The 16,918-nt window shown below is 63.7% G+C and carries 17 protein-coding genes and 1 tRNA gene; 7 read left to right on the top strand and 11 right to left on the bottom strand.

Going from position 1 to position 16,918, the window contains the following annotated elements; translation table 11 throughout:
• The first annotated feature begins 10 nt into the window (after positions 1 to 10).
• Positions 11 to 1,510: a cytosine permease gene (locus tag Q9451_RS27100; protein WP_012270455.1), complete on the top strand. Its 1,500-nt coding sequence runs from the start codon at positions 11 to 13 to the stop codon at positions 1,508 to 1,510.
• A 13-nt stretch (positions 1,511 to 1,523) separates the two neighbouring features.
• On the top strand, positions 1,524 to 2,954 hold the full coding sequence (locus Q9451_RS27105) for an aldehyde dehydrogenase family protein (protein ID WP_012270454.1): 1,431 nt from the start codon (positions 1,524 to 1,526) through the stop codon (positions 2,952 to 2,954).
• 106 nt (positions 2,955 to 3,060) lie between these two features.
• Here the strand turns inward: Q9451_RS27105 and Q9451_RS27110 are convergent, their stop codons facing one another.
• From Q9451_RS27110 to Q9451_RS27120, 3 genes are all read right to left on the bottom strand, one after another.
• Positions 3,061 to 5,472, bottom strand: a complete 2,412-nt coding sequence (locus Q9451_RS27110; RefSeq protein WP_012270453.1) for a DUF3772 domain-containing protein — start codon at positions 5,470 to 5,472, stop codon at positions 3,061 to 3,063.
• Positions 5,473 to 5,528: 56 nt separating this feature from the next.
• On the bottom strand, positions 5,529 to 6,581 hold the full coding sequence (gene ada, locus Q9451_RS27115) for a bifunctional DNA-binding transcriptional regulator/O6-methylguanine-DNA methyltransferase Ada (protein ID WP_012270452.1): 1,053 nt from the start codon (positions 6,579 to 6,581) through the stop codon (positions 5,529 to 5,531).
• Positions 6,582 to 6,651: 70 nt separating this feature from the next.
• On the bottom strand, positions 6,652 to 7,278 hold the full coding sequence (locus Q9451_RS27120; RefSeq protein ID WP_012270451.1) for a DNA-3-methyladenine glycosylase: 627 nt from the start codon (positions 7,276 to 7,278) through the stop codon (positions 6,652 to 6,654).
• A gap of 171 nt (positions 7,279 to 7,449) precedes the next feature.
• Here Q9451_RS27120 and Q9451_RS27125 point away from each other — a divergent pair, with 171 nt between their 5' ends.
• Together Q9451_RS27125 and Q9451_RS27130 are read left to right on the top strand one after the other, a co-directional pair.
• The gene (locus Q9451_RS27125) at positions 7,450 to 7,965 is read left to right on the top strand and encodes a sigma-70 family RNA polymerase sigma factor (RefSeq protein WP_012270450.1); all 516 of its coding nucleotides are present in this window, start codon (positions 7,450 to 7,452) and stop codon (positions 7,963 to 7,965) included.
• Positions 7,952 to 8,908, top strand: a complete 957-nt coding sequence (locus Q9451_RS27130; RefSeq protein WP_012270449.1) for a FecR domain-containing protein — start codon at positions 7,952 to 7,954, stop codon at positions 8,906 to 8,908. Before Q9451_RS27125 ends, Q9451_RS27130 begins: the two co-directional genes overlap by 14 nt.
• Positions 8,909 to 8,914: 6 nt before the next feature.
• On the opposite strand, the gene Q9451_RS27135 is transcribed toward Q9451_RS27130, so the two are convergent.
• From Q9451_RS27135 to Q9451_RS27145, 3 genes are all read right to left on the bottom strand, one after another.
• Positions 8,915 to 10,072 (bottom strand): MFS transporter, encoded by a 1,158-nt coding sequence (locus tag Q9451_RS27135; protein WP_012270448.1) that lies wholly within the window; start codon positions 10,070 to 10,072, stop codon positions 8,915 to 8,917.
• A gap of 83 nt (positions 10,073 to 10,155) precedes the next feature.
• Positions 10,156 to 10,293 (bottom strand): hypothetical protein, encoded by a 138-nt coding sequence (locus Q9451_RS27140; RefSeq protein ID WP_171577253.1) that lies wholly within the window; start codon positions 10,291 to 10,293, stop codon positions 10,156 to 10,158.
• A gap of 101 nt (positions 10,294 to 10,394) precedes the next feature.
• Positions 10,395 to 11,609, bottom strand: coding sequence for an MFS transporter (locus Q9451_RS27145; protein ID WP_012270447.1), 1,215 nt, complete (start codon positions 11,607 to 11,609; stop codon positions 10,395 to 10,397).
• A gap of 184 nt (positions 11,610 to 11,793) precedes the next feature.
• Here Q9451_RS27145 and Q9451_RS27150 point away from each other — a divergent pair, with 184 nt between their 5' ends.
• Both Q9451_RS27150 and Q9451_RS27155 read left to right on the top strand, forming a co-directional pair.
• On the top strand, positions 11,794 to 12,726 hold the full coding sequence (locus tag Q9451_RS27150; protein WP_012270446.1) for a FecR domain-containing protein: 933 nt from the start codon (positions 11,794 to 11,796) through the stop codon (positions 12,724 to 12,726).
• Between the two features lie 95 nt (positions 12,727 to 12,821).
• Positions 12,822 to 12,898 (top strand) — tRNA-Met (locus Q9451_RS27155).
• Between the two features lie 89 nt (positions 12,899 to 12,987).
• On the opposite strand, the gene Q9451_RS27160 is transcribed toward Q9451_RS27155, so the two are convergent.
• Both Q9451_RS27160 and Q9451_RS27165 read right to left on the bottom strand, forming a co-directional pair.
• The gene (locus Q9451_RS27160; protein WP_012270445.1) at positions 12,988 to 13,272 is read right to left on the bottom strand and encodes a DUF4880 domain-containing protein; all 285 of its coding nucleotides are present in this window, start codon (positions 13,270 to 13,272) and stop codon (positions 12,988 to 12,990) included.
• A gap of 107 nt (positions 13,273 to 13,379) precedes the next feature.
• The gene (locus tag Q9451_RS27165; RefSeq protein ID WP_012270444.1) at positions 13,380 to 13,994 is read right to left on the bottom strand and encodes a LysE family transporter; all 615 of its coding nucleotides are present in this window, start codon (positions 13,992 to 13,994) and stop codon (positions 13,380 to 13,382) included.
• Positions 13,995 to 14,159: 165 nt separating this feature from the next.
• Between Q9451_RS27165 and Q9451_RS27170 the strand changes: the two genes are divergently transcribed.
• Entirely contained in the window at positions 14,160 to 15,077 is a 918-nt protein-coding gene (locus tag Q9451_RS27170) for a LysR substrate-binding domain-containing protein (protein WP_012270443.1), read from the top strand.
• Here Q9451_RS27170 and Q9451_RS27175 read toward each other — a convergent pair.
• The 3 genes from Q9451_RS27175 to Q9451_RS27185 all read right to left on the bottom strand — a co-directional run bounded on the left by Q9451_RS27175 (position 15,017) and on the right by Q9451_RS27185 (position 16,895).
• Positions 15,017 to 15,592, bottom strand: a complete 576-nt coding sequence (locus Q9451_RS27175; RefSeq protein ID WP_012270442.1) for a DUF882 domain-containing protein — start codon at positions 15,590 to 15,592, stop codon at positions 15,017 to 15,019. The two genes, Q9451_RS27170 and Q9451_RS27175, sit on opposite strands and share 61 nt — an antisense overlap.
• A gap of 65 nt (positions 15,593 to 15,657) precedes the next feature.
• A complete protein-coding gene (gene rimI / locus Q9451_RS27180) occupies positions 15,658 to 16,113 on the bottom strand; it encodes a ribosomal protein S18-alanine N-acetyltransferase (protein WP_012270441.1) in 456 nt (151 codons plus the stop codon).
• A complete protein-coding gene (locus Q9451_RS27185; protein ID WP_041166369.1) occupies positions 16,110 to 16,895 on the bottom strand; it encodes a hypothetical protein in 786 nt (261 codons plus the stop codon). The genes rimI and Q9451_RS27185 overlap by 4 nt, the downstream gene beginning before the upstream one ends.
• Positions 16,896 to 16,918 lie beyond the last annotated feature (23 nt).

A 16,918-nucleotide genomic window follows, 5' to 3' on the forward strand; every position in this document is an offset into this window, starting at 1 on the left:
GAGCACCACCATGAGCCACTCGACCGGTATCGAGACCAACGGCGTCGAACAGATCCCCGCCGATCAACGCGACGCCTCCCCACTAGACCTGTTCCGCCTGATCTTCGGCGGTGCCAATACCTTCGCTACCGCCGTGCTGGGCAGTTTCCCGGTGCTGTTCGGGCTGTCGTTCCAGGCGGGTGTGTGGGCCATTCTGCTTGGCGTTGGCGTCGGTGCGCTGATCCTTGCACCAATGGGGTTGTTCGGCGCGCTCAACGGCACCAACAACGCCGTTTCGTCAGGCGCGCACTTTGGCGTGCACGGGCGTATCGTCGGCTCGTTCCTGTCACTGCTCACGGCGGTGGCGTTCTTCTCGCTGTCGGTTTGGAGCTCGGGGGATGCCCTGGTCGGCGGAGCCAAGCGCCTGGCCGGCCTGCCGGAAACCGACCTGACCCTGGGCCTGGCCTACGGCTTGTTCGCGGTGCTGGTACTGGTGGTATGCATCTTCGGCTTCCGCTTCATGTTGTGGGTCAACAAGATTGCCGTGTGGGCTTCAAGCCTGCTGTTTCTGTTGGGCATCGTCGCCTTTGCCGGCCCGTTCGATGCGGGTTATGCAGGCAGTGTCAACCTTGGCCAGGCAGGCTTCTGGGCGGCGTTCGTCGGCGCAGCGATCCTGGCCATGAGCAACCCGGTGTCGTTTGGCGCCTTCCTGGGCGACTGGTCGCGCTACATCCCGCGTGAGACGCCCAAGGCACGCATCATGCTGGCAGTGATCGCGGCACAGGGCGCAACGCTGATTCCGTTCCTGTTCGGCCTGTGTACTGCCACCCTGGTTGCCACCCAGGCACCGGACTACATCGCCGCCAACAACTATGTGGGCGGCCTGCTGGCGGTAGCGCCAAGTTGGTTCTTCCTGCCGGTGTGCCTGATTGCGGTGATCGGCGGCATGTCCACCGGCACCACCGCGCTGTATGGCACGGGCCTGGACATGTCCAGCGTGTTCCCCCGCTTGCTCAGCCGTGCCGGCGCCACGCTGCTGATCGGCGTGCTGGCAATCGGCTTCATCTTCGTTGGCCGCTTCACCTTCAACCTGGTGCAGAGCGTGTCGACCTTTGCCGTGCTGATCATTACCTGCACAAGCCCGTGGATGGTGATCATGGTCCTTGGCCTGATTACTCGCCGCGGCTTCTACCACGCCGATGACCTGCAGGTGTTCACCCGCGGCCAGCGTGGTGGCCACTACTGGTTCCTGCACGGCTGGAACTGGCGCGGCATGGGGGCGTGGATCCCCAGCGCGGCGGTCGGCCTGTGCTTCGTCAACCTGCCGGGGCAGTTCGTCGGCCCGCTGGGCGACCTGGCCGGTGGCATCGACCTGAGCCTGCCGGTCACCCTGGGGCTGGCTGGCGTGCTGTACCTGCTTCTGCTCAACCTGTTCCCTGAACCTGCTGGCGTGTATGGCCCCCAGGGCCCGCGTTGGGTGCGCTGCAAAAGCACCGCGCGCACGCCTGTGACCACTGCCGAAATGGCCTGACTGGAAACCGACCATGACCACTTCCCACTATATCGCCGGCCGTTGGGTCGAAGGCCAGGGCAGCGACTGCATCAGCGTCAACGACCCTGCGCTGGGGCAACCGTTCGCCGAACTGATGGCCGCCAGCGTGGCCCAGGTCGACCAGGCCGTAGCCGCTGCCCGCAGCGCTCTGCCCGCCTGGAAAAACACCAGCGCCAGCGAACGCGCAACCTTCCTGCGTGGCTTTGCCGAACAGCTCGGGCAGCGCCGTGAAGCGCTGATCACCTTGCAGATGCGCAACAACGGCAAACCCCGTCACGAGGCCGAAATCGACCTGGATGACGCCATCGCCACCTTCGGCTACTACGCCGAACTGGCCGAGCAACTGCCGTCGAAAAACCGTGACGTGCCGCTGGCCGCACCCGGTTTTACCGCCCGCACCCGCCTGGAGCCGGTGGGCGTGGTCGGCCTGATCGTGCCGTGGAACTTCCCGCTGGTCACCAGTGCCTGGAAGCTCGCCCCGGCCCTGGCTGCCGGCTGCACCGTGGTGCTCAAACCGTCGGAGGTCACCCCGCTGATCGAGCAAGCCTACGGCCAGCTCGCCGACGCGCTGGGCCTGCCGGCCGGCGTGCTGAACATTGTCAACGGCAAGGCCGAGACTGGCGCCGCGCTCAGCAACCATAACGGCCTGGACAAGCTGTCGTTCACCGGCAGCAACAGCGTCGGCAGCCAGGTAATGCGTAGCGCGTCGGCGCAGTGCCGGCCGGTGACACTGGAGCTGGGCGGCAAGTCGGCCATCGTGGTGTTCGACGATTGCGACATCGACCAGGCAGTGGAGTGGATTGTTGCCGGCATCAGCTGGAACGCCGGGCAGATGTGTTCGGCCACTTCACGGCTGCTGGTCCAGGACGGTATTGCCGATGCACTGTTGCCACGCTTGCAGGCGGCACTGGAAAACCTTCGGGTGGGCAACCCATTGACCGAAGAGGTCGACATGGGCCCGCTGACCAGCCAGGCGCAGTGGCTGAAGGTGGCCAGCTACTTTGCCACGGCGCGGGAAGAAGGTTTGCAGTGCCTGGCCGGCGGCAAGGCTTTGGACCGTGATGGCTGGTTCGTCAGCCCCACGCTGTATGCCGACGTGCCGAAAGACAGCCGCCTGTGGACCGAGGAAATCTTTGGCCCAGTGCTGTGCGCACGGCGCTTTGCGACAGAAGAACAGGCGATTGCCGAAGCCAACGACAGCCGCTTCGGGCTGGTAGCCACCGTCTGCTCCGCTGACCTGGAGCGTGCCGAGCGCGTGGCCGATGCGCTGGAGGTTGGCCACGTATGGATCAACTCTGTGCAGGCAGTGTTCGTCGAAACCTCGTGGGGCGGTACCAAGGGCAGCGGGATCGGCCGCGAGCTGGGGCCTTGGGGGTTGTCGGCGTACCAATCGGTCAAGCATGTGACGCGCTGCCTCGGCTAACATCGCAAGGCGCCGCTCCCCCAGCAAGTGTGCAGCCCTTCAGCATGCGCGGTACCTGTGGGAGCGGCCTTGTGCCGCGATAGGGCTGCAGAGCAGCCCCCGGCATTCACACCGATTCGTCAGCGGGGCGCACACCCTCTTGCACCAGTACCATGCTCTGTGGCGAAGACAGGGGAATACCTTCGTCACGCAGGCGCCCAAGAATGGTGAACAGCAGGTCGCTGCGGGTGCCTGACACCTGCCGCGGCCCGGCCACGTAGCCGCTGACGCCAATCACCATGCCACTGGTCGTCAGGTCCTTGAACGACACCGAAGAAGCCGGCGCATCCAGAATCGCCTCATGCTCGTGGTAGGCCGCCAGCAGCAGCTCACGCACCTGGTTGGCATCGGTCTCCAGCGGCAGTGTCAAGGTAATGCTGACCACACCCAGCGCATTGCCCATGGTCACGTTGCGCACGTTCTGCGAGATGAACTGCGAGTTGGGCACGATCACCGTTGAACGGTCTGACATCTGGATTTCGGTGGCGCGCACGTTGATGCGGCGGATATCGCCCTCGACACCCGCCAGGCTCACCCAATCACCCACCTTCACCGGGCGCTCGGTCAACAGGATCAGGCCGGAGATAAAGTTCTGCACAATCTGCTGCAGGCCGAAACCGATACCGACCGACAGCGCACTGACCACCCAGGTCAGGCTGGTGAGATTGATGCGCAAGGTCGACATCACCAGCATGGCCAGGAACAGGAAACCCAGGTAACCCACCAGGGTCACCAGCGAGGCCCGCATGCCGGCGTCCATGTCGGTTTCCGGCAGCAGGCGATCGCTCAGCCAGCGCTTGACCACACGGATGGCGAACAGGCCACCCAAGAAAATCGCCAGGGCCAGCAGGATGTCCTGCGGCACGATATTCAGGTTGCCGAGCAGCTTGCCGCCGGTGCCGTCCCAATCGCCCAGGCTCAGCAGCAGTTCGCTGGGGCTGGTACCCGATGGCATCAACACCAGCAACAGCGCCAGGAACAGCACGATGGTGCGGCCGATGCCAGCCAGGATGGTGCTGGCTTGCGCCTGGTGACGAGGTGCCAGGCCCAGGGTCGAGGCCAGCGCCAGGCCTCCGGGCTGGCGTGGCGACAGCAGGGTTTCGCACAGGTCGCCGAAGAAGGTGGTCAGCAAGTAGGCACAAGTGACCACCAGGCTGACCCACAGCAACTTGGCAGTGAGGAAATAGGCAAGCGTCAGGTAGCCGGTGAGCAGTGCCAGCAGGATCAACGCCAGCCAGATGACCATCACGAACGGGATCAGTCCAGCCAGGCCCGTCGGGCGCTCCAGTTCATGCTTGCGCAGGGTGTGGCGATAACGCAGCAACGCGCCGGCAAAGATGAACGCCACTACCAGTGCGGTCAGCCCGTTGACGGCCACCGTCAGCGCCAGGCTGGCGCCGATCACACTGTTCATGCGCTCCATGGTCATCATGACCATCAGGGCCAATGCCAGTACCTTCGGGAACCAGCCCAGCGCGCTGGCAACTTCGTCATGGATCGGCGGCAGCCGCCAGGACGGCCGCTGCAGCATCAGCATGGCGCGGCCCAGGCCGGTAATGAAGGCACTGAACACGACCAGGGCGAGAATGTGGTTGGTCAGGCTGGCGATATCCGAACCCAACTCTGCACTGCTTTCCAGCCCCCAGCGCAGCAACGAAACAGAACCGGCGATGGTACCCAAGGTTGCCAGGCTGACACCAAGGGCCAAAGCGCTGCGGCGCAGGCGCCCTTCGGGCAGCCAGCCGACCATGGCACTGGCCAGCAAGCGCTCGAGCACGCGGCGCACCAAGGTCCATACCAGGATCGCCGCCACCAGGCTGGTAATGAACAGCCAGCGGTGATCGGCGCTGAAGGCGCTGTTGATGGCATCGGCTGCCTCGCCGCGCAGGTCGCGCAGGCGCGCCACGTCGTCCTGGGTGGGGCGGATGATGCTCTGCCAGAACGCCGGGCTCAGTGGCGAAGCGGCACGGCTGGTGATCTGCGAGTTGAACTGGCTGCGGCGCAGGTTGACGATTTGCGTGGACAGGTCGCGGGCCGACTGGGTCAGCTTGATGGCCTGGTCCTGCTGGGCTACCAGCGCCTTTTTCTCAGCCTCCAGCGCTTTGCGCTGCTGGGTCAGAGTGAGTGCCTCGTCCGGCTGGGCCGGGCCGATGACCTTCAGCTTGTCGTCGAGTTTTCCCACATCGGCAGTGCGCTGTGCACTCAATGCATCGGCCTGACGCTGAACCTGCATGGCTGCAAGACGCAGTTGCGACAGCAGGTCGTCGTTGGCCTCGCTGGTGACGCCCTGACGGATCTGGTCCAGGCGGTCGTTCAGCTGTTCAAGGCTGGCGTTTTCGTCCAGTGCTGGCGCTTCGGCAGCCGCCAAATTGGACAATGGCGTGGCCGGGGCCGACCACGCCGGGCTGGCGAGCACCAGCATAAAGGCCAGCAGGGCCATCAGGCCTGGGCAACTACGGGCAAGGCTGACACGCCTCATCGAATATTCCTCTTTACAATTCGATTTGGCGGTGGATTCTACGCGGCTTCTGGCAATCAGGAGAGTGCCGTCTCTCGCTTCAGCAATTGCTCTTTGCGCTCCACGCCCCAGCGGTAGCCGCTGATGTCGCCATCCCGGCGCACCACGCGGTGGCAGGGGATGGCCACGGCAATGGGGTTGGCCGCGCAGGCCATGGCCACTGCACGCACGGCCTTGGGCGCGCCAATGCGCTCGGCAATGTCGGTGTAGCTGACCCGGCTGCCGGCCGGCACCTCGCGCAGGGCCTGCCACACTCGCTCCTGAAACGCGGTGCCTTGCACATCCAGCGGCAGGGCCAGGCCCAGCGCCGGGGCCTCGACGAAACCGATCACTTCGGCGACCAGCCGTTCGTAGGCGCTGTCACCGCCTATCAGGTGAGCCTTGGGGAACTGGTCCTGCAAGGCGTTCAACAAGGCTTCGGGGTCGTCACCCAGCAGGATCGCGCATATGCCCTTGTCGCTCTGGGCCACCAGAATCGCGCCCAGCGAGCACTGCCCCAAGGCAAAATGGAGGGTAGCCCCGGCACCGCCGGCGCGGTACTGCCGTGGGCGCATGCCCAGGCGCTGGTCGGCGCTTTCGTAGAAGCGGCTGTTGGAGTTGTAGCCGGCGTCGTAGATGGCATCGGTGACCGAGCGCTGGCCGTCTTCCAGGTGCGCGCGCAAGCGACGGGCGCGGAAGGCCGTGGCGTAGGCTTTGGGGGTAACGCCGGTTTCGGCCTTGAACAGCCGGTGCAGGTGGAAGGGGCTGACGGCCAGTTGCGCACTGAGCTGGTCGAGGCTGGGCGCGGGGTCGCTGGTTTCGATCAGCCGGCAGGCGCGGGTGACCAGCTGGCGATGGCGGGCGGTGCTGGCCTTGCCGATACAGCGTTTGCAGGCGCGATAGCCCGCGGCTTCGGCAGCAGCGGGGGTGTCGTAGAAATCGACGTTCGTGCGTTTGGCCAGGCGTGATTTACAGCCAGGGTGGCAGTACACACCAGTGGTGCGTACGGCGTACACGAAGTGGCCTGTGGCGGTGGCGTCGCGGGACTCGACAGCTTGCCAGCGTTGGTCGGGGGTGGTGTAGAGGGTCATGGTTCAGCATCCAGATAAGTTGTCGCCTGTACTGGCCCGCGAAAGGGCCGCAACGGGCAATGCAATAGCCTCAGGCACGCCACAGATACCAGGCCGCCACCGTACGAAACGGCCGCCAAGCGCCCCCCAGCGAGCGCATCTGCGCCGGTGTCGGCGCCTTCTCCAGCCCCTTGAGCCGCCGGTACCCTTCACGCACACCAAAATCGTCCACTGGCAAAATGTCCGATCGCTCAAGGCTATAGATCAGCAGCATCTCGACCGTCCATCGCCCTACCCCACGCAGCGCCACCAGGCGTTCGATCAAGGCCTCGTCGGCCATGGCCAACGCCTGCTCCCGCGTCGGCACCAAGCCCTCCAGACTGGCTTGAGCGATACCCTGGATCGTCGCCAACTTGCTCGCCGAGAAGCCGCAGGCCCGCAAGGTTTGCGGGGTAACCGCCAGCAACTGCTCTGGCTGCGGGAAGGCATTCGCCGGAAACAGAGCCAGCAACCGCCCCAGGATCGCTTCCGCCGCACGCGCGTGCAGCTGCTGATAGGCAATCGCCCGCACCAACGCTTCGTAAGGCTCACGTCCCGAGGTGGCCTGGTGCAGACAAGGCCCGGTCGCCGCAATGTGCCGCGACCAGTCCGGGTCAAGTGACGCCAGGTGTGCGGTGGCCTCGCGGTAGGCCTCGGGGGAAAGGTCGGCCAGAATCATGGCAACTCCGTCAAGTCGATTGCAGGTCCAGCTTAGCGCAGCCGCTCATCGGGCAAACGCCGGTTCTTGCGCGGCTAATTCCTGGCATACCATTGCTCCGCGCCATCCTCCCCGCATAGAATTGAGAACTATTCACAATCGCACACATCACGGGACCGGGCCTTCGCTACGATGCAGTTCAACGACACGCTCAAACCGACCGAGGTCGCTCTGCTCTACCAGTCCCACCATGCCTGGCTGCGCAGCTGGTTGCGCAGCCGGGTCGGCTGTAGCGAACACGCCGCAGACCTGGCGCAGGATACCTTCGTGCGCGTGTTGCGCGCCCGCCAGGTGTCGCCGCTGAAGGAGCCGCGCGCCTACCTCAGCAGCATCGCCCGTGGCTTGATGATCGACCAGTTCCGCCGCCGCGCGCTGGAACGGGCTTACCAGGAAAGCCTGGCTAACCTGCCCGAAGCAGAAGTGCCCAGCGAAGAGGACAGGCTGGTCATCCTCGATAGCCTGGAACGCCTCGACCGCGCCTTGCACCAGTTGAAGCCGCGCGTGCGCCAGGCGTTCCTGCTGGCACAGCTCGACGGTTTGAGCATCGTGCAGGTCGCCCAACGCCTGGAGGTGTCCAGGGCCACCGTCGAGCGCGATCTGGCCAAGGCCCTGGGTGTCTGCTATCGGTTGCGCTATGCCGATGCCTGATGATACGCCGGCACAGGTGCAGGTCGATCAGGCCATCGACTGGTTGGTGAAACTGCGCTTCGACAGCCCCAGCGCGCGTACCGAGCAGCAGTTTCAGCAGTGGCTGGGCAGCCACCCGCACAACCCCTTGGCCTGGCAGCGGGTCAGTCATCTAAGCGACGAGCTGGCCGGGCTGCCCAAGGACCTGAGCCGACGCACCCTGGAGGGTAGCCAGCGCCAACGCGTCAGCCGCCGGGACCACCTGAAGTTGCTGGGGCTGTTGGCCGTAGGCGGCAGCCTGGGCTGGGCCGCACGCGAACCGCTGGGCCTGCCACAACTGCTGGCCGACAGCAGCACCGCCACGGGTGAACGGCGCCAGTGGCAAAGTACTGACGGTAGCCGTATCCAGCTCAACACTGCCAGCGCCATCGACCTGCACTTCAGCGCGCAGCAACGCCAGCTGGAGCTGATACGGGGCGAAATCAGCCTGGACAGCAACCCGAATGACAACCGCCCGTTCCACATCGACACCCGTATCGGTCCGCTGACCACCGTCGATGGCCAACTGTTGCTGCGTGAAAACAGCCAGGGCCTGCTGCTGTCGGTGCGTCGAGGTGAAGTCACGCTGTTCCCTGCCTCGGCCTCACCGAGGCAGGTGCTGCCAGGTGAAACCTTGCAAGTCGGGACCAACGGCAGCATCCAGGCGTTGGCGCTGCACAGCGACCCTTGGGGCTGGACTGACGGGGTACTCAGCGTGCAACAAATGCCACTTGCCGAATTTGTCAGCGAACTCGGCCGCTACCGCCCGGGCCTGTTGCGCTGCGCTCCAGAGGTGGCGGGCCTGAAGGTCTCAGGCACCTATCAGTTGGCCGACACCGAGCAAATCCTGCAGTTGCTCAGCCGCAGCCTGCCGGTGCGGGTCGACTACAGGACCCGCTACTGGGTGAGCATCGGCGCGGCGTGAGGGGCATTATTCCGCCACAGCCCGCATCCGCCCTGCACGCCGATACGACTGCCTGGCAAAGCACACGAACAGCCCGGCCATCAGTGCCAACGCCATGGGCAAGCCATGCGGCGCGACGTTCATGGCTGCCCCACTGACCAACGGCCCCACCAGGCTGCCCACGCCCCACAACAAGCCCACGCTGGCATTGGCTGTCACCAGGTCCTGGCCCTTGAAGCGCTGCCCGATCAGCACCAGCGCCAGGGTATAGATGCCCCCTGCCACCGCGCCCAGCACCACCAGCAGCGGCCACAGCAGCCAGGTCAGGTTCAGCAGCCAAGGCAAGCCGATGCCGATCGCCATCGCCACCAGCCCGCACGCCAGGTGCAGCCCGGTGCGCTCGACCCGGTCGGCCAACCAGCCCAACGGCAGCTGGAACAGCATGTCGCCGGCAAACACCACTGTCACCATCAACGCCGCCACGCCAACGGCAAAACCATGGCTGGTGGCGTAAACCGGCAGCAGCGACAGCACCACGGCATCGAAGAACGAGAAGAACAGCACGGCCATGCACAACGCCGGCGCCACACGGAAAAACCCGGCTAGGCCGAAGCTCTTTTCGCCCTCTTCGTGTTCGACATGGTCGTTGGGCACGGTCAGCACGATGCACAGCAACGCCAGCCCATAGCAGACCGTGACGACACCCGTTATCCAGGGGCTGTTTGCGCCCAGCACTGCCAGCATGGCTGGGCCAAGCACCTGAAAACCGGTGAAGCTGGTGGCGTACAGGGCCATGATCTTGCCGCGGTTGTGCTCTGGGCACAGTTCGTTGACCCACGACTCGCCGAGGATGATGGCGATCCCCATGCCAAGCCCCAGCCCCAGGCGTAGCAGCGCCAGCAGCCACAGCGAGCCGAAAGCCGATTCAAGCAAGGCAATGCTGACCGTGCACAGGCTGAAACACAGCAGATAGATGGTGCGCCGGGTGAGATGACGGCAACAGGCGTCGACCAGAAACGCCGAGAGCATCATGCCTGCGGCAGGGATGGCCGAGATGATGCCGATTTCCAGGGTGCTTGCCCCCGCCTCATGCAGGCGCAACGACACCAGCGGCAAGCTGGCCCCCAGGCTGAAACCCACAACCGAAACGGCGAACAACAGGCCCGCCAGTAAACGCATGTTCATGTACCACTCCTTGCAAACCGAAAAGACGTGCAGACACAGGCGCGCACGCCGGGGCGGCGAGCGACGCAAAAGCGCAGATCAGTTCAGGCGAGGTGTGGCGAAAAGGTGAAGGCAAACAGCACGCTGCGGCGGCGCTTGAGTACCGTGTCGCTCGGCCATGCACGACGCAGGGCCTGGAAGGCAGGCTGGCGGGCGCTGGGCAGGGATTGGGTACGGCACATTGCTTTGGCTACTACGCAGGTGGTTGAAAAAAAGAGGCGGCACTCTAGGCCAAGGGTGCCCAATCGTCAATCGTCGGGGCTGCTTTGCAGCCCCGCTTGCATCAGCGCTTACCGGTGCTCGGCAACAACACCGCCAGTAGCCCGAACAATGGCAGGAACGAGCACAGCCCGTACACATACTCGATACCGCGCAGGTCTGCCACATACCCCAACAGCGCCGCGCCAATGCCGCCAAAGCCGAACATCAAGCCGAAGAAGATCCCGGCAATCATGCCCACACTGCCCGGTACCAGTTCCTGCGCATACACCACGATGGCCGAGAACGCCGACGCCAGGATAAAACCGATCACCACGCTCAGTACCGTGGTCCAGAACAGGTCGGCATACGGCAGCGCCAAGGTGAACGGCGCCACGCCCAGGATCGAGAACCAGATCACCGCCTTGCGCCCGATACGGTCACCGATCGGCCCGCCAAAGAAGGTGCCCGCTGCTACCGCGCCGAGGAACAGGAACAGATGCAGCTGCGAGCTGGCCACCGATACACCGAACTTCTCGATCAGGTAGAAGGTGAAGTAGCTCGTGAAGCTGGCCATGTAGAAGTACTTGGAGAACACCAACAGGCCCAGCACGATCAGCGCCGCGATCACCCGATTGCGCGAAATGCCGTGGGTGGCTTGCACCGCCTTGCGCGCCTTGGCCTGGTTGAGGTGCTCCTTGTACCAGCCGCGCAGCATCAGGGTGACACCGAGGAAGAATAGCCCCGCCAGGCCGAACCAGGCCACGTGGGTCTGACCGAACGGAATGACGATGGCCGCCGCCAGCAGCGGGCCCAGTGCTGAACCGGTGTTGCCGCCCACTTGGAAAGTCGACTGGGCCAGGCCGAAACGCCCACCCGAAGCCAACCGCGCGATACGCGAGGTTTCCGGGTGGAAGGTCGACGAGCCGATGCCCACCAGCGCCGACGCCAGCAAGATCATCGGGAAACTGCCGACGAAGGCCAGCATCACGATGCCCACCAGTGTGCACAGGGTGCCTAGGGGCAGCAGGTTGGGCGTCGGTCGGCGGTCGGTGAAGAAGCCGACCCAGGGCTGCAACAGCGAGGCGGTGATCTGGAATGTCAGGGTGATCATGCCAATCTGGGCGAAGCTCAGGTCGTAGTTGGCCTTGAGCATGGGGTAGATCGCCGGCAGTACCGACTGGATCAGGTCGTTGATCAAGTGCGCCAAGGCACAGAAACCGATGATGCGCATCACCAGCGGTGTGGCCTGGTTGGCCGTTGCAGCGGTGGATGCGGTGGAGGCACTACTGGTGGCCATTTGCCTAAATCTCCGTCCTCAGGTTTGGGATCCGATTATCGGGAAACAAATAGATACATAGCTACCTTTTTTATCCCTCTGTCGCAACGTACTTGAAAATGGTTCTCAATATAATTAGCATCCTTGGCTCATTATCCCTGTCATCGTTGGGCGAAACGGCCCCTATCGTGAGCAGACCGAACCCATGAGCCCGATGCCCGCCAAGCAACTGCAGCCCGACCCACAGCAGGAAGCGCTGGAGTGGTTTTCGTTGCTGCGCCAGCCCGGTTGCGACGACACCCAGCGCCAGGCATTCGCGGCCTGGTGCCAAGCCCCTGAGAACGCACACGCCTATGCCGAGCTGGAAACGTTCTGGCAACAACTGCAACCACCCCCCGCTCGCCCTCGCCCACGGCAAGTCGCTGTGCAGCGCAGCCACCTGGGCAAATGGTTGGCGGTTGTATTCCTGCTTGGTTTGGGCGCCGCAGCCTACCTGTACTGGCCGCTGATGCAACGCCTGGCCAGTGAGCTGCACACCGATGTGGGCGAGCGCCGCAGCACGCGCCTGGCAGATGGCACGACATTGAACCTGGACAGCGCCAGCGCGATGAACGTCGACCTGCGCGGGCGCACCCGCCTGCTGCACCTGGTGCAGGGCCAGGTGTTCATGGAAGTGATGCTCGACGGGCGAGCCATGGAGGTAGAAGTCGGCAACGCCCGCATCCAGGTGTACGGCACCCGCCTGCAGGTAGCCCGCCATGCCGGGCGTGACGAACTCGTGGTACTCAGTGGCAAGGCCATGGTCACCCAGGGCGGTGAGCAGCGCATGGTCTCGGCGGGTGAGCGGGTGACCTTCGATGGCATGCGCATCGACCCGGTGCAGAAGGCCGACCTGAAGACCGCCGACAGCTGGCGCAGCGGTCGCCTGAAAGCCACCGACATGCCTTTGGGGCAAGTGCTGGAACGCCTTGCCGGTTACCAAGGGCAGCGTCTGTGGATGATGGATGAACAAGTGGCGCATCGACGCGTGAGCGGCGATTTCAATCTCGACCGGCCTGGCGAAAGCCTGCAATCCCTGGCTGACGCCCAGCATCTGCAACTGCAGGGCGTGCTGGGACACTGGCTTGTGGTGCGCTGAAACAGGGGCTGGCTGCTAAGTTTTTGAAAGCGTGCAAATTTTTTTTGAAATGAGTGTTGACAGGGGGGCCGTTCAAGAGAATAATGCGCGCCATCGGCTACATAGCTCAGTTGGTTAGAGCATAGCATTCATAATGCTGGGGTCCGGGGTTCAAGTCCCTGTGTAGCCACCAAACAAGACGAAGGGCTTACCGCAAGGTAAGCCCTTTTTCTTTGCCTACGAAAAAGTTGTCGCCTGGCGATAGGCTGGCCCCTGCTGCAGCTACAGCGCCAATGACAGCGCCAATACCACGGCCACGATCAAGGCCAGTGCCTTCAGCCCCCGGCTCGAAAGGCGCTGCTGATTGCAGCTCAGTTGCGCGCTGCATGCAGGCGCCTGCTTGAGCACTTGCATGGGGCCCAGAGTTTCATGCATGCGCTGGAATGCTTCCAGATGCTCACTGTCCTGCGCTAACCAGGCACGGAACGCCTCACGGTCGCGCCCACTCGGCTGGCCCTCCAGACGCACCAGCCATTCGGCAGCTTCGTGAAGGATTTCCGGGCTCACAGGCAGGCCTCAGCGGCGGCAGATGGGGTTGGTATCATCGCGAAGCTTCGCAAATGGGAATGATTCTATCCTAAATAGCCATCACCCCAACATGCAATCATCCCCGCTCAACGGATACCGGCCACCGCCACTGCCAGGCCAAGCCCGATCAACGCCAGCCCAATGACGCGGTCCACCAGCACCTGACGGTCGATCATTGCCTTGCGCAATGCTGTGCTGGAGAAAAACACTGCGACCAGGCTGAACCAAAGCCAATGGGCAAAGGACATGAATGCGCCGTAGGCGAATGCCTGCTTCAATGGGCTACCAGGTTGCACCACCTGGGTGAAGGCGCTGATGACGAATAACATGGTCTTGGGGTTGAGGGCGTTGGTCAGAAAGCCGGTGCGCAGCGCTTGCACCATGCTGGCGGCCGATTGACCGCCCCCCTCAAGGCTGATGCGTTGAGTATTGGTAAGCGATTTGTAGCCCAGGTAAACCAGATAGCCCGCGCCCAGTACTTTCATGCCCAGGAACAGCGCCGGGCTCTGGCTGATAACCACGGCAATGCCCAAGACCGTATACAGCACGTGCACTTGTACCCCCAGGGCGATACCCATTGCGGCGGCCAGCCCGGCCTTGCGGCCCTGTGCATAACTGCTGCGAGTGACCATGGCGAAGTCGGCGCCAGGACTGATGACGGCGAGCAGGGTAAACAAGGCGACGGCAATTAGTTCGGTCATGCTGAGGGGCTCTCGATAGGCGATGAAAATGCGCAGACCGCGTTATTATCGAGTGCTTATAGAAGAGTAAAAATCGATTTAAAGTGCTGTAAATCTGATAGTTTTCCTCACAGACAAGCAAAACGTTAACCTGTGCAAACGCTTGCTCAGGCCAGCAGGAAGACCATGAAACTGCCGCCATTAAATGCCTTGCGTTACTTCGACATCGCCGCCCAAACCGAGAACTTCGTGCGCGCCGCCGAACACTTGCACGTCACTCACGGCGCGGTCAGCCGCCAGGTACGCCTGCTTGAAGAAAGCCTTGGCGTCGAGCTGTTCGAGCGCCGTAACCGGGCCATTTTCCTCACCCCCGCCGGCCGAGCCCTGCAAGGCACTACCCAGGCAATATTCGAACAACTCGAAGGCGCCGTGCAGCGCTTGCAACAACAGGCCCGCGACAATGTGCTGGTGCTGTCCTGCGAGCCGACCATCGCCATGCGTTGGCTGATCCCACGCCTGCCCCGCTTCCATGCTGCACACCCCGACCTGCAGTTGCACCTGGTGGCCGCAGGCGGGCCGCTGGACTTCGCCCGCAGCGGTGTCGACCTGGCAATCCGCCGCGACGACTTCCACTGGGGCAACCAGCTGTACAACCAGAAAATCTGTGACGAATGGATCGGCCCGGTGCGCCACCCCGGCGCCCCCATTCAACTGGACGGCCAGCGCTTGCTGCACAGCACCACCCGCCCCGCTGCATGGCCCACCTGGCTGCGCCTGAGCGGCCAGCAGGCACTGCACAACGAACGCAGCGACTACGAGCACTTCTACCTGTCTATCCAGGCCGCCAGCGCCGGCCTGGGCCTGGCCATGGCCTCAGCCCTGATGGTGGGCGACGAACTCGACAGCGGGCAGTTGCAGGCCCCCTACGGTTTTGTGCGCGACGGCTCGGCCTATCACCTGCTTAGCCCACTGCCCCTGGACGACAACAGCAAACGCCAGCGCTTCGCCGAGTGGGTAATGGACGAATGCCGGCGCTCTCTGGCTCATTTGGGCTTGTTGCAGAACGACGACCCCGCACTGCCATCGCCACCCCAGGTGCGATAACCGGCGGTATCCACGTGAATGCGGCCTGAAGGATAGCGCCCCAGGCCCATGTTCCAGGCCTGCCCGTGCTGCTGCCAGAAACGGCACAGCGGGTTGGGGTCGGCCCAGGCTGGCAGCAAGATATCGACGGCGAAAGCGCGCATATGCGCACTGTTCGCTGCCCCGCCGGCGCAGGCGTTCAGTCGCGGCTCACGGTAAGCCGAAACCACCTCGAACTGGCGCAGGATGCCTTGGTCATCGAGTGTCTTGATCAACGCAAGGGTGGTGCGCACAGCCGGCCAATTGCCGGCGGGTGGCACGGCGAAAGGCGACGCTCGGCACAGCTTCCAGTCCGAGGCCGACCGCAGCAACTGATGGATAGGCACTACCCCATATAGACGGGCATCGACCAGCATTTCACGAAAGGGCCGAGTTTGATGGTCACCAGCCCACTGGGCGAACATCCACACGTCGCGCTCATCGGCGTGAGCAGCCCCGGCAATCAACAGGCCTGCTACAAGAAGCAGTTTTTTCATCCTTAAGCCATCCGTGCTTGGAGAACAAAGAAAACCACGCCGTGGCTGCTATCGATTAAGCCAGGTCAATCCTCAAGCAGCGTGCAGGCCATCACCAGGGCATCTTCACGGCCACCAGCAATCGGATAATAGTCACGGCGCCGGCCGATTTCGTTGAAACCGTAACGTTCGTATAGACGATAAGCCGACTGGTTGCTGGCGCGTACTTCCAGGAAACATTCGCGACCATTGAGCTGGTAGGCCCGGGCCATCAGGTGCTCGAGCAGGCGCAGGCCCATGCCGCAACCCTGGTTTTCCGGCTTTACGGTGATATTGAGCAGGTGGGCTTCGTCGATGATCACGTTGATTACGCCATGGCCCACTTGCTGCTGGCCGTCGAACATCAGCCAGACCTCGTACGACTTGAGCGCATCCTGAAAGATTCCGCGGGTCCAGGGATGACTGAACGCGGCATATTCGATCTTAAGCACGGCATCCAGATCCGCCTCGGTCATCGGGCGGAAACTGATCGAGTCACTCATTCAACGCTCTTCCAGCGCGCCATCAGCTGGCGCATGGCTTTCCAGACGTCCGCCTTGCGTTGCGGCTCGTCCATCAACAGTTCAAGGCCCGGCAGCGCCCAGGCGTCGCCCAGGCCGTCCAGCTTAAGGGGTTGGTAATAGGCCTCGGCATCGGCATTGGCGGCAAAGCGCAGTGCCGGCAAGCCAATCAGCCACAGACAGGTGCTCGGGGCGTCTTCCAGGCGGGCCTGGACAAAACCCTGGACGAAATCGCGCGCGGCCTCCGGGCCCTGGTCCATGTTGCCGCGCACCAGCAGCGGCCAGCGCACAGGCTCGCCGATGATCTGCGGGGCGTCGGGCAGGCCGGCGGCACGCAGCATGTCCTTGAGCAGCAGGTAGGACGGGTCGCGGCTCTGGAACGGCTGGCCTGTGGCCAACTCCACCAGCAATAGGCAACTGCCGGTGCGCAGCAACTGCAACGAGAAGCGTGGAGGTGGCACGGGCGCCGGGCGGGGTGCCGCCGGCTGCTCTTCGGCCTCGACCGGCTTGGCGGCGGGTTTGGGCGCGCTGTTCGGGCGCGGGATCTCGATTTTCGGCCGTTCGCCGGAACGGGCCTGGGGTGTGGCGGGAGCGTCATTTGCAGCCGATGCCGGCCTGATTTCGAAATCGACATCCTCGACCGTCGCCACCGGCAACAACAGCTCCGGCCGCGACGGTGCGGCGAACGGCAGTTCGGCGCGCGGCAACCAGTGCACCACTTGCATGGCGGAAAGGTAGGCGCGGCGACGGGGTTCGGTGAGCAAGGGATGGGTATCCGAGGGGTGAA

The sequence above is a fragment of the Pseudomonas sp. NY8896 genome (assembly GCF_039634505.1).